Origin of the sequence: Prochlorococcus marinus str. MIT 9211, assembly GCF_000018585.1 — a bacterium.
Classification (GTDB): domain Bacteria; phylum Cyanobacteriota; class Cyanobacteriia; order PCC-6307; family Cyanobiaceae; genus Prochlorococcus_D; species Prochlorococcus_D marinus_B.
In genome coordinates this window covers 491,597-518,533 of sequence record NC_009976.1, presented here as the reverse complement: position 1 = coordinate 518,533, position 26,937 = coordinate 491,597, and the positions used below count along the sequence as shown (strand labels likewise).

General features: G+C 39.9%; 29 protein-coding genes. 13 read left to right on the top strand and 16 right to left on the bottom strand.

Annotation, left to right across the window (positions count from 1 at the left end; genetic code table 11):
• Positions 1-61: 61 nt before the first annotated feature.
• Both P9211_RS02770 and P9211_RS02765 read right to left on the bottom strand, forming a co-directional pair.
• Positions 62-1,474, bottom strand: a complete 1,413-nt coding sequence (locus P9211_RS02770; protein ID WP_012195105.1) for a form I ribulose bisphosphate carboxylase large subunit — start codon at positions 1,472-1,474, stop codon at positions 62-64.
• 70 nt (positions 1,475-1,544) lie between these two features.
• Entirely contained in the window at positions 1,545-1,856 is a 312-nt protein-coding gene (locus P9211_RS02765; protein WP_006169870.1) for a BMC domain-containing protein, read from the bottom strand.
• A gap of 341 nt (positions 1,857-2,197) precedes the next feature.
• Here P9211_RS02765 and P9211_RS02760 point away from each other — a divergent pair, with 341 nt between their 5' ends.
• A complete protein-coding gene (locus tag P9211_RS02760; RefSeq protein ID WP_012195104.1) occupies positions 2,198-2,785 on the top strand; it encodes a non-canonical purine NTP pyrophosphatase in 588 nt (195 codons plus the stop codon).
• Here the strand turns inward: P9211_RS02760 and P9211_RS02755 are convergent.
• The gene (locus P9211_RS02755) at positions 2,782-3,558 is read right to left on the bottom strand and encodes a hypothetical protein (protein WP_012195103.1); all 777 of its coding nucleotides are present in this window, start codon (positions 3,556-3,558) and stop codon (positions 2,782-2,784) included. The genes P9211_RS02760 and P9211_RS02755 overlap by 4 nt on opposite strands.
• Positions 3,559-3,659: 101 nt before the next feature.
• On the opposite strand from P9211_RS02755, the gene P9211_RS02750 reads away from it, so the two are divergent.
• From P9211_RS02750 to bchL, 4 genes are all read left to right on the top strand, one after another.
• Entirely contained in the window at positions 3,660-4,028 is a 369-nt protein-coding gene (locus P9211_RS02750) for a hypothetical protein (protein ID WP_012195102.1), read from the top strand.
• A gap of 176 nt (positions 4,029-4,204) precedes the next feature.
• Positions 4,205-5,461, top strand: coding sequence for a ferredoxin:protochlorophyllide reductase (ATP-dependent) subunit N (locus tag P9211_RS02745; RefSeq protein ID WP_012195101.1), 1,257 nt, complete (start codon positions 4,205-4,207; stop codon positions 5,459-5,461).
• Positions 5,462-5,469: 8 nt separating this feature from the next.
• Positions 5,470-7,065: a ferredoxin:protochlorophyllide reductase (ATP-dependent) subunit B gene (locus P9211_RS02740; protein WP_012195100.1), complete on the top strand. Its 1,596-nt coding sequence runs from the start codon at positions 5,470-5,472 to the stop codon at positions 7,063-7,065.
• 184 nt (positions 7,066-7,249) lie between these two features.
• Positions 7,250-8,140, top strand: coding sequence for a ferredoxin:protochlorophyllide reductase (ATP-dependent) iron-sulfur ATP-binding protein (gene bchL / locus P9211_RS02735; RefSeq protein WP_012195099.1), 891 nt, complete (start codon positions 7,250-7,252; stop codon positions 8,138-8,140).
• A gap of 5 nt (positions 8,141-8,145) precedes the next feature.
• On the opposite strand, the gene P9211_RS02730 is transcribed toward bchL, so the two are convergent.
• The 3 genes from P9211_RS02730 to psaM form a co-directional block, all read right to left on the bottom strand.
• On the bottom strand, positions 8,146-9,162 hold the full coding sequence (locus P9211_RS02730; RefSeq protein WP_012195098.1) for a protochlorophyllide reductase: 1,017 nt from the start codon (positions 9,160-9,162) through the stop codon (positions 8,146-8,148).
• Positions 9,163-9,234: 72 nt separating this feature from the next.
• Complete coding sequence (locus P9211_RS02725; protein WP_159088366.1) at positions 9,235-9,654, bottom strand: hypothetical protein; 420 nt, start codon at positions 9,652-9,654, stop codon at positions 9,235-9,237.
• Between the two features lie 64 nt (positions 9,655-9,718).
• The gene (psaM, locus tag P9211_RS02720; protein WP_012195096.1) at positions 9,719-9,823 is read right to left on the bottom strand and encodes a photosystem I reaction center subunit XII; all 105 of its coding nucleotides are present in this window, start codon (positions 9,821-9,823) and stop codon (positions 9,719-9,721) included.
• Between the two features lie 157 nt (positions 9,824-9,980).
• Between psaM and P9211_RS02715 the strand changes: the two genes are divergently transcribed.
• Entirely contained in the window at positions 9,981-10,727 is a 747-nt protein-coding gene (locus P9211_RS02715; protein ID WP_012195095.1) for a lipoyl protein ligase domain-containing protein, read from the top strand.
• Here P9211_RS02715 and P9211_RS02710 read toward each other — a convergent pair.
• On the bottom strand, positions 10,694-11,935 hold the full coding sequence (locus P9211_RS02710) for a site-2 protease family protein (RefSeq protein WP_012195094.1): 1,242 nt from the start codon (positions 11,933-11,935) through the stop codon (positions 10,694-10,696). The genes P9211_RS02715 and P9211_RS02710 overlap by 34 nt on opposite strands.
• 95 nt (positions 11,936-12,030) lie before the next feature.
• Between P9211_RS02710 and P9211_RS02705 the strand changes: the two genes are divergently transcribed.
• Complete coding sequence (locus P9211_RS02705) at positions 12,031-12,699, top strand: phosphoribosylanthranilate isomerase (RefSeq protein ID WP_012195093.1); 669 nt, start codon at positions 12,031-12,033, stop codon at positions 12,697-12,699.
• Between the two features lie 36 nt (positions 12,700-12,735).
• Here the strand turns inward: P9211_RS02705 and P9211_RS02700 are convergent, their stop codons facing one another.
• From P9211_RS02700 to P9211_RS02680, 5 genes are all read right to left on the bottom strand, one after another.
• Complete coding sequence (locus tag P9211_RS02700) at positions 12,736-13,443, bottom strand: SDR family oxidoreductase (RefSeq protein WP_012195092.1); 708 nt, start codon at positions 13,441-13,443, stop codon at positions 12,736-12,738.
• Positions 13,444-13,470: 27 nt separating this feature from the next.
• Positions 13,471-14,460, bottom strand: coding sequence for an acetyl-CoA carboxylase carboxyltransferase subunit alpha (locus tag P9211_RS02695; RefSeq protein WP_012195091.1), 990 nt, complete (start codon positions 14,458-14,460; stop codon positions 13,471-13,473).
• A 23-nt stretch (positions 14,461-14,483) separates the two neighbouring features.
• Complete coding sequence (locus P9211_RS02690) at positions 14,484-15,524, bottom strand: long-chain acyl-[acyl-carrier-protein] reductase (RefSeq protein WP_012195090.1); 1,041 nt, start codon at positions 15,522-15,524, stop codon at positions 14,484-14,486.
• 155 nt (positions 15,525-15,679) lie between these two features.
• A complete protein-coding gene (locus tag P9211_RS02685; protein WP_012195089.1) occupies positions 15,680-16,408 on the bottom strand; it encodes an aldehyde oxygenase (deformylating) in 729 nt (242 codons plus the stop codon).
• 96 nt (positions 16,409-16,504) lie between these two features.
• Positions 16,505-17,329, bottom strand: a complete 825-nt coding sequence (locus tag P9211_RS02680) for a creatininase family protein (protein ID WP_143703368.1) — start codon at positions 17,327-17,329, stop codon at positions 16,505-16,507.
• Positions 17,330-17,390: 61 nt separating this feature from the next.
• On the opposite strand from P9211_RS02680, the gene P9211_RS02675 reads away from it, so the two are divergent.
• From P9211_RS02675 to pgeF, 3 genes are read left to right on the top strand one after another with little or no spacing between them, the layout of a single operon-like run.
• Positions 17,391-18,641: a S1 RNA-binding domain-containing protein gene (locus P9211_RS02675; protein ID WP_012195087.1), complete on the top strand. Its 1,251-nt coding sequence runs from the start codon at positions 17,391-17,393 to the stop codon at positions 18,639-18,641.
• Complete coding sequence (locus P9211_RS02670) at positions 18,638-19,525, top strand: Tab2/Atab2 family RNA-binding protein (protein ID WP_012195086.1); 888 nt, start codon at positions 18,638-18,640, stop codon at positions 19,523-19,525. Before P9211_RS02675 ends, P9211_RS02670 begins: the two co-directional genes overlap by 4 nt.
• Before the next feature lie 34 nt (positions 19,526-19,559).
• Positions 19,560-20,342: a peptidoglycan editing factor PgeF gene (pgeF, locus tag P9211_RS02665; RefSeq protein ID WP_012195085.1), complete on the top strand. Its 783-nt coding sequence runs from the start codon at positions 19,560-19,562 to the stop codon at positions 20,340-20,342.
• A 41-nt stretch (positions 20,343-20,383) separates the two neighbouring features.
• On the opposite strand, the gene P9211_RS02660 is transcribed toward pgeF, so the two are convergent.
• The 3 genes from P9211_RS02660 to hemH all read right to left on the bottom strand — a co-directional run bounded on the left by P9211_RS02660 (position 20,384) and on the right by hemH (position 23,921).
• Positions 20,384-20,755 (bottom strand): hypothetical protein, encoded by a 372-nt coding sequence (locus P9211_RS02660; RefSeq protein ID WP_012195084.1) that lies wholly within the window; start codon positions 20,753-20,755, stop codon positions 20,384-20,386.
• Entirely contained in the window at positions 20,737-22,590 is a 1,854-nt protein-coding gene (gene ilvB / locus P9211_RS02655) for a biosynthetic-type acetolactate synthase large subunit (protein ID WP_012195083.1), read from the bottom strand. The genes P9211_RS02660 and ilvB overlap by 19 nt, the downstream gene beginning before the upstream one ends.
• A 155-nt stretch (positions 22,591-22,745) precedes the next feature.
• Positions 22,746-23,921 (bottom strand): ferrochelatase, encoded by a 1,176-nt coding sequence (hemH, locus tag P9211_RS02650; RefSeq protein ID WP_012195082.1) that lies wholly within the window; start codon positions 23,919-23,921, stop codon positions 22,746-22,748.
• 70 nt (positions 23,922-23,991) lie between these two features.
• Here hemH and P9211_RS02645 point away from each other — a divergent pair, with 70 nt between their 5' ends.
• Positions 23,992-25,152: a site-specific integrase gene (locus P9211_RS02645; protein ID WP_041391435.1), complete on the top strand. Its 1,161-nt coding sequence runs from the start codon at positions 23,992-23,994 to the stop codon at positions 25,150-25,152.
• A gap of 72 nt (positions 25,153-25,224) precedes the next feature.
• On the top strand, positions 25,225-25,917 hold the full coding sequence (gene cobO, locus P9211_RS02640) for a cob(I)yrinic acid a,c-diamide adenosyltransferase (RefSeq protein ID WP_012195080.1): 693 nt from the start codon (positions 25,225-25,227) through the stop codon (positions 25,915-25,917).
• Here the strand turns inward: cobO and P9211_RS09680 are convergent.
• Positions 25,914-26,078, bottom strand: a complete 165-nt coding sequence (locus tag P9211_RS09680) for a hypothetical protein (RefSeq protein WP_012195079.1) — start codon at positions 26,076-26,078, stop codon at positions 25,914-25,916. The genes cobO and P9211_RS09680 overlap by 4 nt on opposite strands.
• Positions 26,079-26,222: 144 nt before the next feature.
• Here P9211_RS09680 and pyrH point away from each other — a divergent pair, with 144 nt between their 5' ends.
• Positions 26,223-26,936, top strand: a complete 714-nt coding sequence (gene pyrH, locus P9211_RS02630; RefSeq protein WP_012195078.1) for a UMP kinase — start codon at positions 26,223-26,225, stop codon at positions 26,934-26,936.
• Position 26,937: the final 1 nt, after the last annotated feature.

Below are 26,937 nucleotides of genomic sequence, written 5' to 3'. Positions count from 1 at the left end.
TCATCGGCTGCTTATCTGTTTGAGGATTGGAGAAGGCCAAGAAGCCTTCTCCTCTTCTTTTCTATTGAACGTCTAACTTGTCAACCGTATCGAACTCAAACTTGATCTCTTTCCAGGTCTCAAGGGCTATAGCCAACTCAGGGCTATGCTTCGCTGCTTCCATCAAGATGTCACGGCTTTCTTTCTCAATCTCTCTACCGGCATTACGTGCTTTAACACAAGCCTCAAGAGCAACTCGGTTAGCAGCCGCGCCAGCAGCAGATCCCCATGGATGTCCATGAGTACCACCACCAAACTGGAGACAAGAGTCGTCGCCAAAAATAGCTAACAGCGCTGGCATATGCCAAACGTGTATACCGCCTGAAGCAACGGCAAATACACCTGGCATAGAGCCCCAATCCTGATCGAAGAAGTTGCCTCGAGTCCTATCTTCAGGGACAAAGGATTCACGTAGGTTATCTATATAGCCAAGAGTGGTCTGGCGATCACCTTCTAGTTTTCCAACAACAGTTCCTGTATGAAGCTGATCTCCACCAGATAGTCGCAAGCACTTAGCCAATACACGGAAGTGAATACCATGCTTTGGATGACGGTCAATCACCGCATGCATTGCCCTGTGGATATGGAGAAGCATGCCATTCTTTCTACACCAGTTGGCTAGTCCTGTATTAGCAGTAAAGCCACCTGTTATGTAGTCATGCATGATTATGGGCATGTCGAGTTCTTTTGCAAACTCAGCACGCTCATACATCTCCTCAGGAGTAGTCGCTGTGCAGTTAAGATAATGACCTTTAACTTCACCAGTTTCTTGTTGAGCCAGCTTGACAGCTTCAGCTACAAATTCGAAACGCTCTCTCCATCTCTGGAAAGGTTGTGAGTTTATGTTCTCATCATCTTTAGTAAGGTCCAAGCCACCACGAAGACACTCATAAACTACTCGGCCATAATTCTTTCCAGAAAGACCAAGTTTTGGCTTAATTGTGCAACCAAGTAAGGGACGACCATACTTATTTAAACGGTCTCTTTCAACAACGATTCCATTAGGAGGACCACCACAGGTCTTAATGAAAGCCATTGGGAAACGAATATCTTCTAAACGAAGATGGCGTAAAGCTTTAAAACCAAATACGTTTCCAACCAAAGAGGTTAGAACGTTTGTAATGGATCCTTCTTCAAAAAGATCGAGAGGATAAGCTATAAACGCATAAAAAGACTCCTTGTCTCCAGGTACATCTTCAATGCGATAACAACGACCCTTGTAAAATTCGAGGTCGGTCAACAACTCAGACCACACAGTGGACCAAGTACCTGTTGATGATTCGGCAGCAACAGCAGCTGCTACTTCCTCTCTAGGGACTCCTTCTTGGCCAGTGCATTTAAAGCAAGCCAAAAGGTCTGTGTCTAGGGGTACGTATTCCGGAGTCCAGTAGGTGTCTCTGTACTCCTTAACCCCAGCGTCATACTTCTTACTCATGAGAAAACTCCGTTAGGTCGATATAAAAGGTTTGAAGTTGCACTTTTAGTAAAAGAAAGCGCAATTAACTTCAGTCTTTTTGACCAAGGAAGTTGCCATTGCCTAATGCAGGCTCAACTTCTCTATGAGGGCGAGCAATAATGTGCGCAGCAACAAGTCCGTCTCCTACGCGTTCACATGCATCAGCTCCTGCACGAACAGCAGCATTAACTGCACCAGTTTCTCCACGAACTAAAACTGTTACATAACCGCCGCCCACAAATTCACGACCAATAAGGCGCACTTCAGCAGCCTTAGTCATTGCGTCAGCAGCTTCGATAGCTGGTACAAGGCCGCGGGTCTCGATCATGCCGAGTGCGATGCCCATGGTTTCGTTAGCCATTGCCTAAACTGAGATAAAGGGATGGAATGTTCAACAGAGACAATGACTGCAGGGACCCGCTAAAGTCAAGAGCATTTCATCGAAAACATGATTACCTTATTTGCTTGCACTGATAAGCTCAGCTTATGACCCCTGGCATGACTGATTTAAAGGGCTATAGGTTTTTCAGTTAGCACCCCAAAACATTTAATTGTTTTATTCGCTCATAGTGTTTATTTTCTCAATCCGAGGCAGGTCCCTAGGTATTGCCAAGGGATGGAATGTTCAGCCCAACCTGCCTCCGATAACTTCTTAAAAACCTAATCTCAAAAGACCTTCCAAATTGAAATCTTATTTTAATTTTGACTAGACCAATTTTAACTATTGCAAGCAGCAACCCCAAGAAGGTTGCAGAGATAGAAGCAATGCTAGGTCCTCTTCCTATAGAAGTACATAAACAACCTCAAGATATGAATGTAGAGGAAACAGGAGAAACTTATTTCGAGAATGCCCTACTAAAAGGGACTGCAACTGCAAGAGAAACCAATAGCTGGACAATTGCAGATGACTCTGGATTGGAAGTTGATGCACTTAATGGCGCACCAGGTATTTACTCTGCTCGATTCGCTCAATCCAATGAAGAGAAGCTTAAGAAAATCCTCAATCAATTAGGGGACACCCCTTATCGAAGCGCTAGGTTCTGCAGCGCAATGGTTCTATGCAACCCAGAAGGCAACCTTATTAGTAATTCAGAGGGGATATGCTGGGGAGAACTACTTAAACACCCCGCCTACCCTAATGGTGAGTTTGAATCAATCTTTTGGGTAAGAGAAGCGAAATGTACTTATGGAGAATTAAGTAAAGAGCAATTAACGAAACTTGGTAGCAGAGGGAAAGCTGCAAGAGCTTTAGCACCTCATCTTTTGCAAGAGTTCAATCTTACCTCTTAAAAGTCCTTATTTATCTGGTCAATTGACCTCATAGCAGCAGCAGCCGCTTCTTCAACATCACCTTCTCTACCAGCAAGAGTTAACCGACCAAAAGCTCCTACGCCCTTTACATCAACAACAGTTATATTTGATGCCTTCTCAGCCTCATTTGCTGCCATTAATACATATCCCGCAGGTTCAGTTTCAAGAATAAACATACTCATTCCCGACTGAATCATTGATCCACGCCGGTTTTGTCGATTAATTAAAACTGCATGATCAGGTGTTATTGCCCTAATTACCTCAGTCCAACTTACTTGGGGCTTAGTACGTCTACCAACACTGCTACCAATAGCATCTAATACAACATCGCCAGAATGCAAGACTGTACTTTGATCACGGTGATAAAGAGCTAGTGATCCAAACGCTCTCTCAACCACCATCTGACCAAGCCTGACATTACTAGCTTTAAGTGCGATATCAGTAACTCTATGCACTGCCATTCCAGGAGAAACCTCCATCCAGAGACAAGCATCTCCTGGAATCGGAAGGAAACCTTGGCTGACAGTACCCATATAAGCCGCCAATTGAGGTTGTAAAGAATCTAAAAAAACATATGTCCTCAATTCGATTTGCTGGACATGACTTGCCTGCCTAGAAACTAGTGACTTCTCTGAATCAGTAGTAATTACACAACTAGCTCCTGATGACTGAGATTCAACCTCAGATCCAGTGACCAAAGCCCCCCCTGAGAGTCGTCGGTCACGTTTCTCAAAACTAGTGAGTCCGTTCATGGCGCAGATAATACCGGAAAGTTGGTCTTTTTAACTAATTAAAAAAATCTTGCGCACTGAAAATGAGCCGATAAGTTCAGGTGAGAAACCTAGGTACAAGGATGACTTCTTCCCAGAAAAGCACTTCTGCGTCACAAGCCATACCAAGCGATCTAAAGCCTGAACAGGCTCTTGGGTTAGTGGGATTAGGACTAATGCAGAAAATGTCTCATGGAGGAACTTCAAAATTAAGATTAGTAGAAGATAATGAAGAAAGATTTGATGTCCATGCATTAAGGCAACGTCTTGAGTTGATTGCCTTAGCAATACAAACTGGGGCGCCGTTAAGCACTAGCGAAGTAAGCCATCTCCTTGGTGCAAAACCTGGCTCAGCCAAAACAGAGCGAGGAGGATTAGTCGCCAAGAAAATCAGTAGGAATGTTTGGAAACTTTCTCAAGTGGACAAAGAATCTTCTTACTGGAGGAATTAAAGAAAGTTCTAATAATCGAAATACGGTATGAAATTAATTCAGAGTTAAAGAAAAAATAGAACCAAAGAATGCTAAGAAAATGCAACAAAACATATATTCAATCCCGAATTTTTTGCTTTTCTAATTGCATCTTTCTATTAATAGGCCCAATCTGAATATAGAGCTGATATTTACTTATGAGCGGCGCATCGCTGCTAAAGGAAACAGGGCCTAGAGAAGTCTTCTGTGGACTTACATCCATTGTTTGGCTTCATCGAAGAATGCCCGATGCCTTTTTTCTTGTTGTTGGATCAAGAACATGTGCGCACTTAATTCAAAGTGCTGCTGGCGTCATGATCTTTGCAGAGCCACGTTTTGGAACTGCCATCCTCGAAGAGAGAGATCTGGCTGGATTAGCAGATGCTCATGAGGAACTTGACCGAGTAGTAAAAAATCTTCTAACAAGGCGTCCAGAAATTCGAACTTTATTTCTTGTTGGCTCGTGCCCTAGTGAAGTGATCAAAATTGATCTAGCAAGGGCTGCTGAAAGACTTAATTCTCAATTCAATGGAAAAGTAACCATCCTCAATTATTCAGGAAGTGGAATTGAGACAACTTTCACTCAAGGAGAAGATGGTGCTCTTAAAGCTTTTGTCCCATTAATGCCATCTAGCGATAAAAAACAATTGCTATTAGTTGGCACATTGGCAAATGCAGTTGAAGATCGTTTAATCACAATATTCAAAAGACTAGGCATAGAGAACGTTGATAGTTTCCCGCCTAGACAATCCACGGAGTTACCTTCGATTGGGCCAGAAACGAAAGTTCTACTAACTCAGCCATATTTAACAGATACTGCAAGGGTCCTGAAAGACAGAGGTGCTGAAATACTTCCAGCACCTTTCCCACTAGGAGTTGAAGGCAGCAGACTTTGGATAGAAGCAGCCGCTAAATCTTTTAATGTTGACCAATCATTAGTTACTTCAACATTAGAACCTTTAATTTTACGTGCTCGAAAAGCCCTTAAGCCCTATATAGAAAAACTGACTGGAAAAAAACTCTTTCTTTTACCTGAATCACAATTAGAGATACCACTTGCACGTTTTCTACATATGGAATGTGGAATGGAACTTCTAGAGATTGGGACCCCTTATTTAAATAGGGACATGATGAAACCTGAGCTAGATCTTCTCCCTGATAAAACTCGAATTGTTGAAGGACAACACGTAGAAAAGCAGCTTGATCGTGTTCGTAAAAACCAACCAGACCTTGTTGTATGTGGGATGGGGCTTGCTAATCCACTCGAAGCAGAAGGCTTTTCCACTAAATGGTCAATTGAAATGGTATTCAGCCCAATCCATGGAATAGATCAAGCATCAGACCTTGCAGAACTTTTTTCAAGGCCCCTTCACCGCCACGATCTTTTAAATACCAAACAACTCACAAGCACTTAATCATTCTTATGGAACTAACACTTTGGACATATGAAGGCCCACCTCATATAGGTGCAATGAGAATTGCCTCTTCAATGAAAGGAGTTCATTATGTTTTGCATGCACCTCAAGGGGACACATACGCAGACCTTCTTTTCACAATGATTGAAAGGCGTGGCCAAAGGCCGCCGGTGACTTACACAACTTTTCAAGCAAGAGATCTTGGTGGCGATACTGCCGAATTAGTAAAAGGTCATATTAGAGAAGCTGTTGATAGATTCAAGCCAGAGGCCCTTCTAGTAGGTGAAAGTTGTACTGCAGAATTAATTCAAGACCAACCAGGGTCTCTTGCCAAAGGGATGGGATATGAAATACCTATAATTAGCCTTGAGCTACCTGCTTATAGCAAAAAGGAAAATTGGGGAGCAGCTGAAACTTTCTACCAATTAGTTCGTGGTTTACTCAAGGATTCTCCTAAGAGTGAATCAGAACATAATCCAAGTAAATGGAAAACCGAAGGAAGAAGACCAAGAGTTAATTTATTAGGTCCTTCTTTACTAGGCTTTAGATGTCGTGATGACGTTTTAGAAGTCCAAAAAATACTTGCCCATCATGGAATTGATATCAATGTGGTTGCACCGCTTGGTGCTGCTCCTGCTGATATAATTAGAATCAATGAAGCAGACGCTAACATCTGCTTATATCCTGAGATAGCTGAATCTACATGCATTTGGCTGGAAAGAAATTTTGGTCATCCATACACAAAAACAATACCTATTGGGGTTGGTGCAACAAATGATTTTCTAAACGAAATTCATCAACTCTTGGGGATGGAGCTTCCCAAACAAGAAGAAGAAGATGGAAGTCAATCAAGACTTACATGGTACTCAAAGTCTGTTGATTCTAATTACCTAACAGGAAAAAGAGTTTTTATTTTTGGTGATGGCACTCATGTTCTTGCCGCTTCAAGGATTGCTCACAAAGAGCTTGGATTCGAAGTGGTTGGCCTTGGAACATATAGTCGTGAAATGGCTAGGAAAGTTCGAGATGCTGCGAAAGAGCTTGGCCTAGAGGCACTAATAACAAATGATTATTTAGCCGTAGAAGAGGCAATTAAAGAATCTGCACCAGAACTAGTGCTTGGCACACAAATGGAAAGGCATAGCGCAAAACGTCTAGGAATCCCTTGCGCTGTCATAAGTACACCTATGCATGTTCAAGATGTGCCTGCACGATATAGCCCTCAAATGGGCTGGGAAGGGGCAAATGTAATTTTTGACGACTGGGTTCACCCTCTAATGATGGGTCTGGAGGAACATCTGATTGGAATGTTTAGGCATGATTTTGAATTTACTGATGGACACCAAAGTCATCTAGGACATCTTGGAGGCCACTCAACAGAAAAAGAAACAAAAGCACCTTCCTTTTATCAAGAAAAAGTTCAATCCTCTCGACCAGAACATTTTCCCCACTGGACCCCTGAAGGCGAATCAGAACTTGCAAAGATTCCCTTCTTTGTGAGAGGGAAAGTTAGGAAGAATACAGAGAAATACGCCAATCAAATAGGCTGCAAAGAAATTGATGGAGAAACCTTATTAGATGCCAAGGCTCATTTTAATGCGTAAATTATCGCTAGATATGGAATGCAATGGCTGAGTATTTAGACTTATCTTTATTATTCTCTTTAAAGTATTAGGCTTCTTAAACTTTAAAGATTCAGAGACATGTATCGAATTACTCAAACATTTACCAACGGCTCATCTTCCTGCTTGAATATAGATATATAACTCTTTTCGGAAGAGAAAATTAATGACTACAACTCTAGCCAGCCGTCCAGATGGCGAAGGAAGCGTACAAGTAAAGCTAGACCCTAAAGTCAATATAGAAGAGGGGGCACTAGTAATTGCTGTTTATGGCAAAGGTGGAATTGGTAAATCAACCACATCATCCAATCTCTCTGCCGCATTCTCAAAACTAGGGAAGAAAGTCCTTCAAATTGGTTGCGATCCAAAACATGACAGTACTTTTACTCTTACTCATAAAATGGTCCCCACGGTAATTGACATTCTTGAAGAAGTCGATTTCCACAGCGAAGAGCTCCGCCCAGAAGACTTTATGTTCAAAGGATTTAATGGAGTGCAGTGTGTAGAAAGTGGGGGGCCTCCAGCAGGCACTGGTTGCGGAGGCTATGTAACTGGACAAACAGTAAAACTACTAAAGGAACACCATCTACTTGAAGACACTGATGTTGTTATTTTTGATGTACTTGGAGATGTGGTTTGCGGAGGTTTTGCCGCTCCTTTACAACATGCGAACTATTGCTTGATAGTTACTGCAAATGATTTTGACTCAATCTTCGCAATGAATCGCATAGTTGCAGCAATAAATGCCAAAGCTAAAAATTATAAAGTTCGCCTTGGTGGAGTGATCGCAAATCGTTCTGCAGATTTAGATCAGATAGAAAAGTTCAATGAAAGAACAGGTCTCAAAACTATGGCTCATTTTAGAAATGTAGACGCAATACGCCGTTCAAGACTTAAAAAATGCACAATTTTCGAGATGGATCCAGAAGAAGAAGGTGTAAAAGAAGTCCAAAACGAATATCTTTCTCTTGCGAAAAAAATGATCGATAATGTCGAACCATTAGAAGTAGAACCCTTAAAGGATCGCGAAATATTTGACTTACTAGGCTTTGATTAAAAGATTTAGGAACTTAATCCAACAAGTCTCATGGATAAATCCCAAACATTCTGAGATGTTTTGGGGTCAGTAATTCGATCAGATAATTGCTGGGAGAATTGTTGCCGATTTTTCCGTTGCCTATTTCCCCAACTCCAATGAACACCTGAAACGCCAAATTCAGGGTCAGAAACTACTTGAGCGACTCTTTTTCCAGCTAAATCCTCACTAACAAACCCCCCTGTAATCAACTTCTGGAACCAGGGGAAAAGCCATTGGAATATCTTGGGTGTGCTTCTAAAAAGCTTTGTATTAGCAACGCAGCCTGGATAGAGCGAACTAAAAAGGATAGGAGAGTCTTTATAGCGTCTATGTAATTCTTGAATAGTAACCATATTGCAAAGCTTGCTGTCTTTATATGCTTTGCCAGGCTTAAAACGTTTTCCACTTGCCATGCTTATAGGATCTCTAAATCCTTGCTCAAATCCAGATAAATCTCCTAAATCTGCTGGAGCGGGTATAGGAATTTTACCGCCTAATTCTTTATAATTTGCCGTAACCGTGCCCAACATTACCAATCTTGGGGCTTCAAACCCCCAAGATCTACCTTGCCAAACAGGTCTTTTGGATCCACTTAAATGTTCCAATAAAAGTTGTATGAGCAAAAAATGTCCGAAATGATTAGTTGCCATAGAAAGTTCATATCCTTGAGCAGATCTTTTGGGTTTAGCAAGTCGGGGCATATAAACAGCTGCATTACAAACCAAAGCATCTAAAGGTTTTTCAAGCGTGTTCAAAAGGTTTTCGACACCATTTCGAACACTATCTAAGTCACCAAGATCCATATAAATATGCTGAAGCTGGCGGGGGCTCCCAAATGGCAAACCTAGCTTGACAGCTGCCGCTTCAGATCTCAAAGGGGATCTATTAGCGGTAACAACTCGCCAACCAAGTTCCAACAAGGCCTTGGTTGCATATAGACCAACGCCAGAAGTAGTACCTGTAATCAAAACAGTCCCTGGAGCAGCTTGAGATGAAGCCATATCTCAAAAATTCCTTATTTATATAGTCAATATGAAGATCAGCTAAAACCCAAGAAATGTTAGGAATACTTTTCAACGCCAAATTACTCTGATGCTATTAGGCATAATCCACTGACCTTGCTCCTCTATAAAACGATTTCTTCCACCAATTGTGAATAAGCTATCAAATCTTAAGTGCAATTTCTTATATTTAAGGGTTTCTGATCTAACAAGGCTAGTAAGCTCCATATTGCGCCTGATCCTTTGATGTGATGCGAATCCCAAGTTCAATAAACTTGCTATTCCTATAGACAATAGTCCAAGTTTCATTAAAGCTGCTATCAGGCTATAAATGAACTCTCTACTTTCTTCTTCAAGCTGAAGTGAAGAAGCCAAAGTTGCATAATCTACCCTTTGAGTCTTCAGTTTTTTAGACACTCTCCCAGTTCTCCTTGAAGAGGATTTATTTCTTCTTGAAGGTGTTGGGTTTTGGTTAGGAAGAGGTTGAGCCAAAAATTAAACTCATCTATCTGCTTCTATCGCAAATAGCTCAACAATGCCAATTTTTTAAGGTCAATCAAGCTTTAGAAAGACTTATCCCTAACCTCAAAGCCAATATTCCAGCATGCATCACAACCACTAAACAGAGGCCTGCTAGATCAATAGTTGATGAGGGAGCCATCGAAAAAACCTTTTAACTTTCCTATATTCTCATCGTAAATCGTGATAAATGTGCAAATTTAAAAAAGCTGTCATGCATTAATGCACTTCTATGCCAGCTCGATCATTGAAATACATTTTGAGTTATACCTCATGAAAAAAGTATTTACTTATCACTAATGCTAAAAGGACTTGTTCTTAACCCAGTTTCGTTAAGCGGGCCTGCTCAAATGGCCGCAGATGTAATGATGCTTGAAAAGTTAACATCAGACCCGGAATTATGTCTAATAAGCCGTTTTTATTCATGGGATGGGCCCTGGCTATCTCTTGGTCATAATCAAAAAAAGATTCCTCAAAGATGGATAGAGCTAGCCAAACAAAAAAGGCTAAATATTGTGCGAAGACCTAGCGGAGGAAAAGCTGTATTACATTCCAGCGGAATTACTTATGCACTTGCGTGGAAATCACCCCCAAAAAAGAAGCACCAAGCTTATATAGAGGCAAGTCAATGGATAATTAATTGCTTTTGTCAATTTGGCATGCAATTAAAATTTGGTCTTCAAACTCCTAAAAACCTTTCACAAAATTGTTTTGCAACTTCAACCAATGCAGACCTACTTGATGCAAATGGCTTCAAGCGTATAGGTAGTGCACAATTATGGCGCCAAGGAAATTTACTTCAACATGGCGAAGTACTCCTAAACCCTTGCGAAAGACTTTGGGAAGATGTTTTTGAAACACCTCCTCCAAAAACTAGTCTCCCTTCAATAAGCAAAAATGATTTAGAAAGTTTACTAACAAAATCATTGATTTCATATTGGTCAAACTTGGATTGGGAAGCAAGAGACCTAAGGAATGCTGAATTTAGATATATAGAAAAAGCTTCAAAAAATTACTTCATCGACTCATTGCTATTAGGTTCTTGAACTAATCCAGTGATAATCATTTCTTCGACTACTTGAACCAATGAGATGCCCAATGGATAAATGTTATTCTGCCTTGCCGTTTCGAGAAATGACTTTGGTAGTTTAAGTCCAAGTCTACTTAGGACTGCATTCCCAATATCTACTTTATCTAAAGTTCCAGAAGGCAAGCCTGCCGAATTAAAGACCAACAGTCTTGATGCCTTAAGCTTTTCTAAGGTTAGTACCGCGTGCCAAAGAGGTTCTTTGTCGCTTATCGAAGGCAACTCACTTAGTGGTTGACTATATTCCGATACCAAATATTTATCCCAATCCTGAACTGGAACATCCTTCAAAACTTTATCTGTTAAATAGCCAACCCATCTTCCTGCATTGCACAAAAGCACCCATTCAGATATCCGTTGATTTTCAGCCGAGCCCAAGTTCAACTCACTAATACTTTTTAGAGACTGATCCACTTCAAGGACTCTAAAATTTCTTCTCGAGGCTTGGCTAACATTCAATGTGCATAAAATTTCTTGTAATGAGAAAATCTGATTCTGAGATCGCGAAGAAGCAAGGCCAAACCAGCCAAGAATTATCAACCATATACCTCCGAAACCTCCACCTCTTAACCAAATGAAAGTCCCAAGAAAAACCGCAAAAACCGATAATAGTCGTCCTGAATAGTTTGCAACCTTTAATCCTTTACGCTGACTCCCAGAAAAGTGCCAAACAATTGACTTTAGTATTACACCTCCATCTAAAGGTAAACCTGGTAATAAGTTAAAGAAAGCCAATAACAAATTAATAGTTCCAAGCTGAGAGAATAAATTCGAGGCAATTAAACTTGTGTTAGATGCAACTTGAACAAAGGCCAAAAGCAAACCTGCTAAAGAAAGACTTACTAAAGGGCCCGCTATAGCAACTCTTAAACAAGACATTGCTGTCACACATTCTTTATCAATTCGCGCCACCCCACCCAACAAAAACAAAGTAATGCTTCTCACTTTTATGCCCTCGTGCATTGCCATAAAAGAGTGACCAAGTTCATGCAAAACAACTGATGCAAAAACAAGCAAAGAAGTTAGAAAACCGATCCCCCAACTCAATAGGACAGGCAATTCAGAATCAAACAGGTTCGATATCTGACCTTGAGAGGCACATGTAAAAACAAAAAGGATTAGAAACCAACTGGGATGGACCCTAATAGGTATTCCACGTATCCTCATGAACTCTAAATACTCCAATTGTCTCCTCCATATAACCTAAAAATGGTCTAAAGCTTTCTCAAACTTATAAAGATCATCTTCTATCTTCCATAACAATGAGGCATCAACCAACTGTAGCTGTAAAAATCTGTGGCATCACAAAAATCAATCAAGCTTTAGAGATAGCTTCTTTAGGAGTAAATGCTATTGGCATCGTAGGAGTTAAAGCTTCTCAACGTTATATCCCAAACAAACAAAGGCGAGAATTGTTTAGGGCTCTAGAAGAGAATTATCCGAAGACAGAAAGAGTTTGGGTTGTCGCAGATCCAAGCGAAAAAGAGATTTCAGAAGTTTTAAGTGGAGATGGTCGTCCATCAATTATTCAGCTTCACGGCAAAGAATCCATGGAAGTCTGTAGACAGCTAAAGAATAAATATCCTTTTTTTCAGTGGTGGAAGGCTTTAAGAATTCGCCAACAAGAAGATCTTCTTATTGCCCAGAAATATCAAGATCACGCTGATTCAATACTTCTTGATACATGGAGCAGCAAGGTTCTTGGAGGCACAGGGGATAGATTGCCACTTGAATGGCTAACAAAAATCAATTACCAGAAACCATGCTGGATCGCTGGAGGAGTTTCCGCTGAATGGATACCAGAACTTCTTTCAAAAGTTCAACCTTTTGGATTGGATGCGTCTAGCAAGTTGGAAGATTCACCAGGAATAAAAGATATTAAAAAAGTGAAATCTCTTTTACAAGCTATAAAAGGACAAACAATGAATTAGATATCTATAAATTGCAATCTATTTTGACTTTAAATTTCAAAGAACCCCAGCTGATGGCATTAATGTTATGTCTTCAATTATCTGAGTAGAAGGTTGCTCAGATAGATGTAAAAGTTCAGCAGCTACTTGATCAACCTTAAGCATGGACTCCCTGTCAAAATCACTTTGAACAGTCTCGGAATCCCAAAGAGTTGTATTAACCGCTCCAAGAGTAAGAGTACATGCTCGTATCCCATGTATTCTCTCTTCCTCTGCAAGACATTTTGTGAAACTAGCTAATGCAGCCTTACTTACGCAATAAGCGCCCCATTGAGGGAAAGCATTTCTTGAAGCATGGCTACTGACATTAATAATTAAGCCACCTTTTGCCCTCATTGAAGGCACTATTGCTGAACAGACCTGAAAAACACTTGTAAGGTTTACTTGCAACAACCAATCCCATTCTTGTAGGGGCATAGTGATCAATTCCCCCGTCCATGCTGCCCCAGCATTATTAATTAATACAGATGGAACAAGACCATTCTCTAGCAATTTAGAAATACCAGGAACTACATCAGCAGGATTAGATAAGTCCAAGGCTTCGAAAAATGTTTTTGAGCCTCCTAAAGACAATTCCTCAGACAAAGACTGAAGAGTGCTTTCACTTCGAGCAACCAAAAGGAGGTCCCAGCCTGCTTTTGCAAACAACCTTGCGGTTGACTCACCAATTCCTTTGGAAGCCCCTGTAATAAGAACTGTTGGCAATTAATTTTTCGATAAATATCAAAGACTCTACGTAATCAACTCTTCATCTAAAGAACTTGGCTCTAAGAAACGACCCATTTGCCTAAATTTCTCATATCTCTTATCTCTTAATTGCCTGATTGACAATGAATCAAGTTCACGAAGATTTCTAATCAATGATTCTTTCAGCACCTCGCCTGCCTTAAGAGGAGCCCAGTTATTGCCCCCAGAAGGCTCGCTTAGCACTTCATCCACTATACCAAGTGCCATTAAGTCTGAACCGGTAATCTTTAGAGCTGCAGCGGCATCTGGAGCCTTCCCTGCATCACGCCAAAGAATCGACGCACAAGCCTCAGGACTCGCCACTGTATAAACACTATGTTCAAACATAAGCAATCGATCTGCTACACCAATACCCAACGCCCCACCAGAGCCCCCTTCTCCTATAACAGTTGATATTATCGGCACTCTTAATCGAAACATTTCACGAAGATTAACTGCTATAGCTTCTCCTTGGCCCTGTTCTTCAGCAAGAAGTCCTGCATAAGCACCCGGTGTATCTATAAACGAAATAATTGGAAGCTTAAATCGATCAGCGTGATTCATTAATCGAAGGGCTTTTCGATATCCTCCGGGCTTAGCCATTCCAAAATTCCTTGCAACATTTTCCTTAGTATCACGTCCTTTTTGCTGACCTATTACAAGAACAGATTTCTCTTCTATCCGAGCTATACCTCCTATTAAAGCCTTGTCATCACTACAGTTTCTATCTCCATGTAATTCAACCCAATCATCACAAAACATCTGAATAAAGTCTAATGTGCTTGGCCTCTGGGGATGCCGAGCAACCTGTATTTTTTGGGCAGGTGTTAGAGCATTGAAAATCTCCTCTCTTCTTCGCGCAGCAAGAGTTTCAAGCTGAAGTAATTGCTGACTGACATCCACCTCAGAATCACGAGCAAGCTCCCTTATTTGCTCTATCTGCTTTTCAAGTTCAACTAATGGCTTCTCAAATTCCAGCAAATAGCGACGTGCCATAAGAGAAAATACAAATAAAGAAATCAGGCAATAGCTGCCTGGAGTTTAGGGTTTAGACCGATCACAGAAAAACCATGTTTCTCTGATGCCTGTCCAATGAAATCCATCTTCTCGAGAGTAATGTTATTCCTTCCCCAACTGAAATTGGTATGACATCCTTCAAACTCCAAAAGCATTGCCTCAGCAAAGCATGCGAACATTTCTCTTCTAGGTTTTTCCATTGCAGCAAGTTCCATCATTGACCATCCGATATCTGTAAAAAACTCAACTATTCCACCCTTTAAAACATGAACACCTGATCCATTGAACTTCTCATCAAGATTCTTTGGATAGCCACCGTCAATCATCAAGCAAGGCTTACGAAGTTTTGCTTTATCAATCTCTAAAGTTTTAGGTAAACTTGCAACCCAAATTACTACATCAGCTTCAGGCAGAGCGTCTTCTAAGCCAAGTATTTTCCCTCCTCCCAAACTTTTCTGAAGTTCTATTAAGGGCTGTTGTTGCCTTGCAACTAGTAAAAGTTCTTGAACACCAGTTCGCTCACTAAGCCAGCGACAAACAGCACTTCCAATATCTCCTGTTGCCCCAACAACTGCTACACGAGCTTTCTTAAGATCTATTCCTAAAAGAGGAGCATTAAGTTCTAATTGTCTACAGATAACCCATGCAGTATGTGTATTCCCAGTTGTAAAGCGTTCCCACTCAAGGGTTGTATTCCTTACTTGCTTGTTTTGCAGAAGATTGAAGTTTTCAAAAATTATGGACGTAAAGCCTCCTAAAGCAGTGATATTTATTCCTTTTTTCTGAGCAAGTTCCATTGCATTTAGAACTTTTCTCCTGGCAGTCTTAAAGCGACCAAGCATTTCTGGAACAAAGCAAGAATCTATATATGCACCTTCAATATTTTTACCAATGGCACTAACAATATTTACATGCTCAACGAGTTGAGGAGGGGCACTACACCATACGTCCAAGTCCCCTTGTGCAATATGGTCATATCCCAAGTCCATTGCCTTCTTTTTGGCATCATCAAAACTTGTAGAGTGTCCGATCAGTCCAAACATTGCCTAACAAAAATCGACTGGGAATTAATCCACTAGTAAAGGTAGGGACATTAACCCATCGTTGACCAAATTAAAGTAGCCTTTAGAAATTAATTAATTAATTAAAGCTTATATAAATGCTAAAAGGAACATCTCCTAAGAGATGAAAGAAAATTTCAAGCAATAGCCGCTAGTGCCATTCTTGCTATTTCTCTAGCATCTAAACCAATTTCCATAAGAGAATCCTGATAAGCAATCATGAATTCCTCCATCAACTCTTCTTTCTCCATATAAAGAACCTGAGCATCATTGGCAACCTGATCAAGCATGGAATTGATGAGAGGCAGATTTTCCTTATTTGCGGCAATCAATTCGTCCTTGCATGTAGCAAGATTGGCCTTAAGCCATTCTTGTCCATAATTCAAATGCAAGTATTCATCTTTTACGACACCTTCAGTAATTTTCTTAGCGAATGGATCTGCCACACGAATATAAACGTGGTAAGCAGATATAGCGAAAGCCTCTATTAGGATCGCCTGGATAAGGAAGCAAGTTGTAATCTTCCCATTTTCTAAAGCCTTCTGGAAGTTTCCATGCAAAGGTGCAAAAAACCTCTGGGCGAATTCCATATCAGCTACCACCCCAAGATTTTTGCCACATGCAGTAAAACCTTTCATATGGCGCAATTCCATAATTGCGAGTTTCTTTAATTCATCTGCCTTCTCAGGAATAACGGTCCCTATAGCAACATAGTTATCGTGGGCTTCCTTCTCCCCTTCAATAACAATTGCATTGATCCTGCTATAGGCATCTTTATATTGCTCTGTAGTGAAATCAGGAAGGGAGCCGTCTCTACCCTCTAAATCACTAATTACTGCAACCTCAGAAGATTCAAGGGTTGGCATAATTTCTACTAATGAATTTGTCAATATGAGGAACTTTACATAACTAATCAAAAAATGGGCAGCATATTTTCAGTCCTTATTGGTATTTGAATTTTTTTAGGCACCTAGCGAAGGCCAATTACTATTCATCAAGTTGATAAAAAGACTAGTCCAGTGCTCCACTAAAGCATTTTTCAATCTATCTCCAAGGTCAGGATTAGCCCCTCTACTATCCCCTATTACTCCTGTAATACTTAGATCTTTTGTCAGCCAGGCACATGGTGCAGCACCTTCCAAGCTCCATCCCTCTGGAATAGAAATATTATTTTTGGGAAAATTTTCATCCCCATCAAAAGGTCTTTGAATCCCAACCAATTCTGGCTTTATAGAAAGCATGAGACTTGTTTCAGCTAAAGCAGCATGAAGGCCCTCTTCAACTTCTCTATGAGGGATTAAATCTTTCAAAGATTCAATGCCACTCCACAAAAAGCATGGCAAAACAGCCATAGAAGGGCATTCAGCCCTTAATTGCCTGGCGACTGCCTGCAATAGTCCTATCTGTCCACCATGCGCATTAAACAAAACTAGTCTTTTAATCCCTAAATCTGCCAACTGCCTACCTATCTCACTAACAAGTTGAAGCATCAAATCAGCTGAAATAGATAAAGTTCCAGGAAACCCTAGATGCTCAGGTGAAAATCCAATTTTTTGGACTGGGAGCATCCAAATAGGAGTTTCCTTAGGCATTTGATCTAACACTTCAGTCAAAATTTCTTCAGCAAACAGTGCATCTGTAACAAGCGGCAAATGCGGTCCATGTTGCTCACATGCACCAAATGGCCAAACCAAAGTAGAGCCGTCCTTTGCGGCCGCTTCAGAAGCCTCCGGAGAGCTTAAATAATCAAAATGTCGGGAATCAGAATTAATTGAAATCACCTCAATGCGAAGAAATAACTTAACGTTGCCTGCAAGAATGACTAATTGACAACCCCCCCAGGGTCCTATGGCTGGATCAGAAAGCACTCAACCCAATAGACCCAACCCATTCGGGAAGGCAAGCGATCTGCCGCGCAAGCCACTGCAGGTAATGCATATCAGCCGTAAAAAAGAGCAAGAGCGTCTACGTAAAGAAGAAAAAAATGCTCTTAAAGAAAAAAAGTCAGCCGACCAAAAAAACGATGCAAAAGAAAGCATAGAGAATGCTTACCCCCCAAGTAGACCACCAAAATCTGATAACAAAACTTATACAAATGACTTAAACCTTGATGTTCAAGAGGGGGTCTCCATGGAAGACCTTCTAAAAGAAGAAACAATTAAATCGCCAGGTTTTAATCAAGCAGATTCGATGGAAAGAATCCTTGACGATTTTGATTTTGATGAAGAAGCATTCCTAGAAGCGCTTAACGAAAACGAACCTATCGGATCTACCGGAGAAATAGCCAAGGGATGCGTAATAGGTATTGAAAGTGATGGGGTTTATGTCGATATAGGCGGCAAAGCTCCAGGCTTTATGCCAAAAAATGAATGTGGTCTAGGCGTTATTACTAATCTTAAAGAGCGCTTCCCTAAAGGCCTTGAAGTAGAAGTACTTGTTACTAGAGAACAAAATGCTGATGGCATGGTAACGATCAGCTGTAGAGCCCTCGTATTGAGGAAAAGTTGGGAAACAGTAATGCAATTAGAGAAGGATGGAAAAACAGTAGAAGTAACAATAAATGGTTTCAATAGAGGCGGGGTCACATGTGATCTAGAGGGCCTACGAGGCTTTATTCCCCGTTCTCAACTTGAACAAACTGAAAATCACGAGTCACTTGTTGGTAAAAAACTTTGCGTAGCATTTATAGAGGTAAACCCAGACAGTCGAAAACTAATTTTGTCAGAAAAAAAAGCAGCTACTGCTGCAAGGTTTGCGGAGTTAGAGATAGGTCAAATAGTTGCAGGTGAAATTCTAGCCATTAAGCCTTATGGCTTTTTTGTCGATTTGGGTGGGGTCAGTGGTCTTTTACATCAATCAATGATTACAAATGGAAGCATTAGATCACTAAGAGAAGTTTTTAGCCAAGGAGAATCAATAAAAGCTTTGATTACTGATCTTGATCCTAAAAGAGGAAGAATTGGACTAAATACAGCTCTTCTCGAAGGTCCCCCAGGAGAAATACTCGTAGAGAAAGCAAAAGTTTTATTAGAAGCAGAAGACCGTGCCAAAAAAGTTAGAGGAATACTTAAGAAGAAAGAAGAGAGTACTGAAGAATGACCGTCAAAAATGCTGAACAAACCAATCAAGCCGATTGGGAGCTTGATTTTTACTCTCGCCCTGTAATTGAGGCAGATGGAAAAAAAAGATGGGAGTTATTAATATCCAGCACTGAAAATCTTTCAGGAAAAGAACCATTTCGCTGGGAGAAAAAATGTCCCGCGAATGAAGTCAATTCGATTTGGCTTTCAAAAGCATTAAAAGAGGCTTTGAAAGATGCTCAATCCCAAGGCTGGGGAAAACCCAAAATTGTTCGCTGCTGGCGCGCACCTATGAAAACCATGATTAAAAAAGCAGCAGAAAGTTTAGGGCTAGAAGTAAAAGAAAGCAGACGAACATACTCACTTTTAGATTGGTTAGCCCACAGAGAAAAAGAAGTTTATCCACTTCAATCCGGCTACCTAAATGGTCCTATTGCTCCTCCCCCAGCACGAATACTGAATCAACCAACTCCATTGCCTGAAGCAATAAGAGGAGATGCTTTAAGCTTTGCCTCTCTTGAAGTTCGTAGCTTGAGAGAAGCAAGAGAATGGCCAATTGAATTTCAAGGACTTTTACCCATAGCGCCCTCTATTGAAGAAAATATTTCGATACCAGGCCTAAGACTATTTAGCAAAAACAGAGCATTCGCTCTTTCTGCTTGGCTTAGCGGGCTTGAACCAGTAAAACTTATTGTAGAAAAAAACCAACTAATCCTAGAAGCAGGCCAGGAAGACAGATGGCTTGTTACGGACATGCCACAAGCTTCTGCAGATAATGCAAAAAAAGAGCTTTCAAATTCCAGAGAGAATGCTAATGGATTGCAATTTATTTCTATTCAAACCTCACCTAATGAGCAAAAATTTTCAGGCTTCTGGATGCTGAGAGATTTGGGCGAGAATTAAAGCTAGCATTTATATAACTTTTTAAAACCAATTCTTGAAAATCAAAGAAGAAGCAAGCTATTCAAAAGATTGGATTCAGGTATATATAAATAATGGAAGTTTAATACAAGCTAGCCTACTAAATAATTATGGCTTTCAACATGGTTTTTTTACAAAGGAATCTAAAGATTGTACCCCTAATTCGTTATCCAAGTTCATAAATAAATCCTCTAGTGTGCACTTTATCAAGCAAGTTCATGGAAACAAAGTTATAAGTGCATCAGAAACATCGAAATCTAACATTGTATTTGCTGACAGCATTATCAGCGATTCTCAAAATCAAGCTTTATGGGTATCTACAGCAGATTGTATCCCATTACTTTTTGCTGATATAAAGACAGGTCATGTAGCAGCAACACATGCAGGATGGAAAGGTCTCTCTAAAAACATTATCAAAAATACTGTCTTAAAGTTAGAGTCTGTAGGATGCACTCCTGAGAGATTATTAGCTGCATTAGGACCAGCAATATCAGGAATCAATTATCAAGTTGACTTAAAAGTAATAAGACTAATTATTGAAAGCTTTAAAAAAATCAATAAAGGCTATACTATTGATATAGGGAAAATGCATTCACTAGGGATTATTAAACCTGATGTTTTAACCAATAAATTCTTTCTGGATATTCGCTTACTAGCCAAGCACCAACTGCTACTATCTGGCTTAATAGAAAATCATATCAGCCTAAATAAAAACTGTACATTCTCTGAGCCTAATCTATTCAACTCTTGGAGAAGAGATAATCTAAGATCAAACCAATGGAGCTCAATTTCATCTTAGGAAAGAAGCCAATAGAACAATTACTAACTTATCGGTAAAAGTTATTTAGGACATCTAACTTTTGCAATTCCTTCATCTTGCATTAAAGTTCCTATATCATTATTAGAATTTAATTTTATAACTTTAGCTAATAAAGAACCATCTTTATAACCCATTGGTTTCAGATTAACTCTTGAATGTCTTGGGAGTTGTGATTTCAACCAACTTACAGCCAAATCTTCATTTTCACGATCAACATCTAAACATGCGATCTCTACCTTATAAATACGATTCTGATCTCCTATTTGAAGCGTGGAAGAGTTGCTAATCTGGAATACTTCTGCTGATACCCCCTGCAAAGAAAAACCAAAAAATATTAACAAGGTTGAACTTATAAATGCAACAAAGCTTTTGTTTAAATTGAAGAACCACATTCAGGGCAAAATTTGTTTTTACTCGATGAGGTAAAACCACAAGATGGACATTTTCGATTTGGATTAATAGCTAACTCTGGATGGGCAGGCAACCCTACCATCTGAGCATTGCTTTTCCCTGGAGGGACCATAGGATAACAATTCTCATCTCGACGAACATTTACATCTATGAGTATTGGACCAGGTTCTAATAAGGCCTCTTTAAGCTGGTCAACAAATTCATTTCTATTTTTAATAAGGATTCCCTTGATCCCAAAAGCATTTGCCAGTCCAACAAAATCTGGCTCGCCATTGAGCATATTCGTTGCAGAATAACGCTCTTCATAAAAACTTTGCTGCCATTGCCTAACCATTCCTTGCCAATGATTATTAATAATGATGATTTTCGTATTGAGCTTGTATTGAGAGATAGTTCCCAATTCCTGAATATTCATGAGTATGCTTGCATCCCCAGCTATGCAAACAACTTTTTCATTTGGCAGAGCTGTCTGCACTCCAACAGCAGCAGGCACCCCAAAACCCATAGTGCCCAAACCAGCACTACTAATCCATTGACGAGGTCCATTTCTTAAATACTGTGCTGCCCACATTTGATGCTGGCCAACATCAGTTGTTATATAAGCCTCGGGAACTATATCTCTTACTGCTAGTAAAACTTCTTGAGGGTATATCATTCCCTCAGCAGGAGGGACAACAAGAGGGTATTGCTTCTTCCATTTATCTATTAAACCAAGCCATTGGGAGGTATTCGGCTGTACTTTCTTTCGCAAACTAAGCTCTAATAACTGCTTAAGACTTATCCCAAGATCTCCTATTAGAGCAACATCTGCAGTCCTATTTTTATTAACTTCTGCAGGGTCAACTTCAAAGTGAATTATTTTTGCTCTTGGCGCAAAAGTATCAAGCTTTCCAGTCACTCTGTCATCAAAACGTGCTCCTATCGCTATTAACAAATCACATTCGGTTACTGCAAAATTTGCATATGCCGTACCATGCATTCCAAGCATCCCTACCGAAAGAGAGTCACGCTCATCAAAGGCACCTTTTCCCATTAACGTTGTAGTAACAGGTAAATGGTGTCGCTTGGCTAATTCAGACAAACTATTATGGGCCCCTGCAGAGATAACCCCTCCCCCTGCATAAACAAGAGGGCGCTGAGAGTCTTCAATTAGTTTTAAAGCTTTCGCAATAGACAATGAATCAGGTTCCTTGGGAAGTTGGAAACCTGGTGGGATGAGAGAACCAGGCTGAACAGGTTGATAATTAAAAAGCTCTTGCCCAACATCTTTGGGAATATCTATAAGAACAGGTCCTGGCCTTCCTGAAGCAGCAATAAAAAAAGCCTGCGCTACAACCGATGCAATCTCTGAAGGATCTCTAACAACCCAAGAATGTTTAACAATTGGAAGGGTAATCCCGAAAATATCTGTCTCTTGAAAAGCATCAGTTCCTATAGCAGGTCTTGGGACTTGACCAGTAATCACAACTATTGGAACGGAGTCCATCTGTGCAGTAGCTATACCAGTAACTAAATTGGTCGCGCCTGGTCCAGAAGTCCCGAAACAAACCCCAACACTGCCTGTTGAACGCGCATAGCCATCAGCCGCATGTGCTGCACCTTGTTCATGCCTAACAAGAATATGTTTTAACCAACCTTGCTTCTCAGCCTTGTACACGGAGTCATATATAGGAAGTATCGCCCCACCTGGATACCCAAAAATAGTACTTACTCCATGAAGGCGAAGAGAGTCCATAAGGGCATCGGCCCCTAAAATCTGAGAATTTTCCTGATTTTCTGAATCACCCAGATTGACAGGTGAAGAAGTCAGGGTCACGGTAAATGCTAGTTATTTAGATAAATGTTATACGGCTAATGCATTCTTTGCCTAGTGCCTAGAGAGTATAAAGATAAAATGCAAAACCCAACGCTTATATCAGTTTGCTCTTTATGTTCAGGCATTAATAATATTCAATAAAAAAAGACCCCTTGCTAGAGCAAGCCTAGATAGTGGAGTGGACCATTACCAATAACTAATTCCAACAAACATATAATAAAAACAAACATTGCGACTCTGCCATTCCATACTTCAGCACTATTATTCCAACCCCATTGCCATTTTTCTTGTGGATATAGCTTTACTCGATCAGGTAATTTAGAGGCTTCATCAAGACTTATTTCTGGGCCTTCCAAACACGAAGTAACCAAATCAGCGAGTCCCTTAATAAACATTGGGTAAGTATCTAATGCACGAACCCTCCGGAAATTATCTATACCATGTTCCTTAGCAATCTCTTTGTACTCAATATCAATTTCCTGCAAAGTCTCAATATGTTCACTAACAAAGCTTATTGGAACTACTACTAATTCCTTAGTTCCAGACTCCCCAAGTTCTGCTAAGACATCCTCCGTATAAGGCTGTAGCCATTCTTCTGGACCAACTCGACTCTGATAAGAAAGCGTATAAGGGTTGATATAGCCTAAAGCTTTTTCTAATTGATCGATTATTAAAATTGAACAATCCTCAATTTCATCTTTATAGGGATCTCCTGCCTCTTCTACATAACTCTTGGGGACTCCATGAGCTGTGAAAAATATATGTGCATTCTCTGGGTCATTACATAACAAAATCTCATCTTCGATTAACTTCGCCATAGAAGCTATATAACCTTCATTGTTAAACCAACTACGAATACACCTAATAGGTAATTTCCTGAACTGAGGGTCTGCTTCTCTTAATCGGCGAAGCTCTCTAAAGCTTGAGCCACTTGTACTTATAGAGAACTGAGGGTAAAGAGGAAGTACTACAACTTGATTTATTCCATCTGCCTTTATATCTGATACTGCTGATTCAGTAAAAGGGTGCCAATACCTCATAGCCACATAGCTTGTAGCATTGACACCTCTTTGCCTTAGCTCACTCTGCAATTCTCTTGCTTGCTGTTCGGTAATTCTTCTTAAAGGAGATCCACCTCCAATTGATTGATAGGCCTGTTGAGATCTAGAACTTCTAAGAGTACTTATTAACCAAGCTAAGGGTTTTTGAAAAAAAGGAATTGGGATCCTAATTATCTCAGGATCAGAAAAAAGATTGTACAAAAAAGGGCCGACATCTTTAATGCGCTCAGGTCCACCTAGGTTCATCAAAAGAATGCCTACTCGAGTCATTAAAAAACTTCTAGTAAGGCCTTGAGCCTAGCCCTTTATGACGTCAAGGTAAGTGTAAACAATGAAACTAATGAACTTAAATAAAGATCTAGTCAAAATAAACCAAAACCTAGCCTCTTCGGGGACAAAGCTAAGGATTGAGCAAAGAGGAAGTCGGCTCTCACTTAGAGGCCCCCTACCATGTCAAGAATCTCCAAAAGAATTTAAAGTCCAAAGGATTAGCCTAGGTCTACCATCCAACCAAAAAGGTTTGCAACAAGCCGAGAAGTTACTTCAACTAATTAACTTACAAATAGAACATGAGCAATTTAATTGGGAGAGATGGTCTAAGAAAAGCCCTCGAAAATTCCAACCCAAAAACAAAGTTGCTATAGAAGAAATAATTGAACAGTTTAAATTAGAATTCTTTGATATCAATGAAACTATCGCTTCAAAGGCAAGTAAAAGAAGCAATTGGAATGCAGCTTATAAGCCATACCTGAGAAGGCTCCAAGAAAAAGCTATTAGCAACAATTGCAGTCTAAATAAAGAGCTTTTCCTTGAAACTCTTACAAGTTATTCAGCCAACAGTCGTAGCAGGCAGCAGTGCGGGACAGCACTTAATGCTCTCGCCAATTACTTAAAAATCAAACTCCCAGACAATTGGAGAAAGAAATCATATGGATATGGATTGCATAAAGCACAATTTAGGAAATTACCAAGTGATGCACAAATTGAGGAAGCTTATCAATTAATTCCCAACCCTGAGTGGAAATTAGTTTTTGGGTTAATGGCCACATATGGCCTAAGAAATCATGAAGTGTTTTTTTGTGATATTTCTTGCCTCAAAAATGATGGCGATAAAATATTAAGAGTATTTCCTAATACAAAGACTGGAGAACATCAGGTTTGGCCATTTCCGCCTCAATGGATAAACCTATTTGATTTAAATCAACTAGGAGAAAATTCAAATACTCTTCCCAAAATTGAAACAGACCTCTCCCAAACAACCCTACAACAAGTAGGGAAAAGAGTCTCTGAACAATTTCGCAGATATAACCTCCCTCTTACTCCATATGATTTAAGACATGCCTGGGCAATTCGCACAATACATCTTGGTCTTCCTGACACAGTTTCAGCCAGAATGATGGGACATTCAGTAGCAATTCATACGCGTACTTATCATCATTGGATTACTCGAAGAGACCAACAAAAGGCTGTAGATGCTGCACTGGCAAGCATAACTAATTAAATATATATAGAGAAACTCAAATTCAAACCTTCTAGACTGAAATAATCTAATCTAGTCGCAATTCATCTTTTTATGATTAGCAATCAAAATAACAAAGAAAATATACTGAAGGATCTTGATAAAAAGTCCATTGAGATAGGTATGGGAGGTTTTCTTGAGCCCGATATTAAAGAAGATCTATACAAGAATAAAATGAAGAAGCGAAAAGAAGTACAAGGCAAAAGAGTTCAGAAAAGGAGTTTAGAAAAAGGTTTGGTTATTGTTTTTACAGGTCATGGGAAAGGAAAGACCACTGCTGCTTTAGGGATGGCGATCAGAACACTAGGTCATAATGAGCGAGTAGCTATTGTTCAATTCATCAAAGGTGGTTGGGAACCTGGAGAAGCAAAAGCATTAAGAATTTTTGGAGACTTATTAAAATGGCATGCTCTTGGGGAAGGTTTCACCTGGGAGACTCAAGATAGAAGTAGAGATAAAGAACTTGTCTCAAAAGCTTGGGAAACAGCACTAATATATTTAAAGAATAAAGAATATAAACTTGTAATTCTTGATGAAATCAATATCGCAATAAAATTGGGATATATATCTTTGAATAGAGTTTTAGATGGACTAAAAGAAAGGCCATTGTTAACTCACGTTGTTTTGACTGGCAGGAATGCACACCAAGAATTAATTAGCAATGCAGACTTAGTTACCGAGATGAGTCTATTGCATCATCCCTTCAAAGAACAAGGAATTAAAGCTCAGAAAGGCATTGAGTTCTAAACAGAGTCATCAAGAGCAGTTAAATCTTTTTCTAGAAGTTTTATAGAAGCTATCAACACTGACAATCCGCTTACAAGTATTGCCTTGTGAATAGAAGGCTCTTTCCAGCAAGCATGATCCTTAGTACTCCTTTCAATGGCAGAGATAGTAAGTCTTGCCATTATTGTGCTATCACAAGCTGAAGCTTCCAAAACAAAAAATGTTTACCTAATTAAAACGTAGGGTTAAAGATCTGACCAGCAAACCCATACAGAGGTAAAGATGTTCAAGGAACCTTGCTACTGTCATCTATATATTCACCAAGAATGGCTTACTCACGCGCTCTTATAAAAATCAGTGGGGAGGCACTTATGGGTGAAAAACCATATGGAATTGACCCAGAAATAGTTACTTCCATAGCAAAAGACGTCTCCAAAGTAGTTGAAAGTGGAACTCAATTGGCCATTGTTGTAGGAGGAGGGAATATCTTTAGAGGGCTTAAAGGTTCAGCGGCTGGAATGGACAGAGCCACTGCTGATTATGTTGGCATGCTTGCAACAGTTATGAATGCAATAACACTTCAAGATGGTCTAGAGAGAGCGGGAGTAGAAACAAGAGTTCAAACCGCTATTGAAATGCAACAAATAGCCGAACCCTATATTCGTAGGCGAGCTATTAGACACCTTGAGAAAGGAAGAGTAGTCGTTTTTGGTGGTGGTTGTGGTAATCCTTTCTTCACGACAGACACAACAGCCGCATTAAGAGCAGCTGAGATTAATGCTGACGTAATATTTAAGGCCACAAAAGTTGATGGTGTTTATGATCGTGATCCAAAGAAATTCCCAGATGCTATTAAATATAAAGAATTAACTTTCCAAGAAGTTTTAACTCGAGAAATAGCGGTTATGGATAGTACAGCTATTGCACTATGCAAAGACAACAAAATACCTATAGTTGTATTTAATCTTTTTGAAGCAGAAAATATAAACAAAGCAGTCGCTGGCGAAGAAATTGGTTCCCTTATAACAAATTCACGCTAAC

Bases quoted from the DNA above. Each gene is read 5' to 3' on its own strand.
- P9211_RS02770 (WP_012195105.1), bottom strand. From the start codon at position 1,474: ATGAGTAAGAAGTATGACGCTGGGGTTAAGGAGTACAGAGACACCTAC.
- P9211_RS02765 (WP_006169870.1), bottom strand. From the start codon at position 1,856: ATGGCTAACGAAACCATGGGCATCGCACTCGGCATGATCGAGACCCGC.
- P9211_RS02755 (WP_012195103.1), bottom strand. From the start codon at position 3,558: ATGAACGGACTCACTAGTTTTGAGAAACGTGACCGACGACTCTCAGGG.
- P9211_RS02750 (WP_012195102.1), top strand. From the start codon at position 3,660: ATGACTTCTTCCCAGAAAAGCACTTCTGCGTCACAAGCCATACCAAGC.
- P9211_RS02745 (WP_012195101.1), top strand. From the start codon at position 4,205: ATGAGCGGCGCATCGCTGCTAAAGGAAACAGGGCCTAGAGAAGTCTTC.
- P9211_RS02740 (WP_012195100.1), top strand. From the start codon at position 5,470: ATGGAACTAACACTTTGGACATATGAAGGCCCACCTCATATAGGTGCA.
- bchL (WP_012195099.1), top strand. From the start codon at position 7,250: ATGACTACAACTCTAGCCAGCCGTCCAGATGGCGAAGGAAGCGTACAA.
- P9211_RS02730 (WP_012195098.1), bottom strand. From the start codon at position 9,162: ATGGCTTCATCTCAAGCTGCTCCAGGGACTGTTTTGATTACAGGTACT.
- psaM (WP_012195096.1), bottom strand. From the start codon at position 9,823: ATGGCTCCCTCATCAACTATTGATCTAGCAGGCCTCTGTTTAGTGGTT.
- P9211_RS02715 (WP_012195095.1), top strand. From the start codon at position 9,981: ATGCTAAAAGGACTTGTTCTTAACCCAGTTTCGTTAAGCGGGCCTGCT.
- P9211_RS02710 (WP_012195094.1), bottom strand. From the start codon at position 11,935: ATGAGGATACGTGGAATACCTATTAGGGTCCATCCCAGTTGGTTTCTA.
- P9211_RS02705 (WP_012195093.1), top strand. From the start codon at position 12,031: ATGAGGCATCAACCAACTGTAGCTGTAAAAATCTGTGGCATCACAAAA.
- P9211_RS02695 (WP_012195091.1), bottom strand. From the start codon at position 14,460: ATGGCACGTCGCTATTTGCTGGAATTTGAGAAGCCATTAGTTGAACTT.
- P9211_RS02690 (WP_012195090.1), bottom strand. From the start codon at position 15,524: ATGTTTGGACTGATCGGACACTCTACAAGTTTTGATGATGCCAAAAAG.
- P9211_RS02685 (WP_012195089.1), bottom strand. From the start codon at position 16,408: ATGCCAACCCTTGAATCTTCTGAGGTTGCAGTAATTAGTGATTTAGAG.
- P9211_RS02675 (WP_012195087.1), top strand. From the start codon at position 17,391: ATGGCTGGATCAGAAAGCACTCAACCCAATAGACCCAACCCATTCGGG.
- P9211_RS02670 (WP_012195086.1), top strand. From the start codon at position 18,638: ATGACCGTCAAAAATGCTGAACAAACCAATCAAGCCGATTGGGAGCTT.
- P9211_RS02660 (WP_012195084.1), bottom strand. From the start codon at position 20,755: ATGTGGTTCTTCAATTTAAACAAAAGCTTTGTTGCATTTATAAGTTCA.
- hemH (WP_012195082.1), bottom strand. From the start codon at position 23,921: ATGACTCGAGTAGGCATTCTTTTGATGAACCTAGGTGGACCTGAGCGC.
- P9211_RS02645 (WP_041391435.1), top strand. From the start codon at position 23,992: ATGAACTTAAATAAAGATCTAGTCAAAATAAACCAAAACCTAGCCTCT.
- cobO (WP_012195080.1), top strand. From the start codon at position 25,225: ATGATTAGCAATCAAAATAACAAAGAAAATATACTGAAGGATCTTGAT.
- P9211_RS09680 (WP_012195079.1), bottom strand. From the start codon at position 26,078: ATGGCAAGACTTACTATCTCTGCCATTGAAAGGAGTACTAAGGATCAT.
- pyrH (WP_012195078.1), top strand. From the start codon at position 26,223: ATGGCTTACTCACGCGCTCTTATAAAAATCAGTGGGGAGGCACTTATG.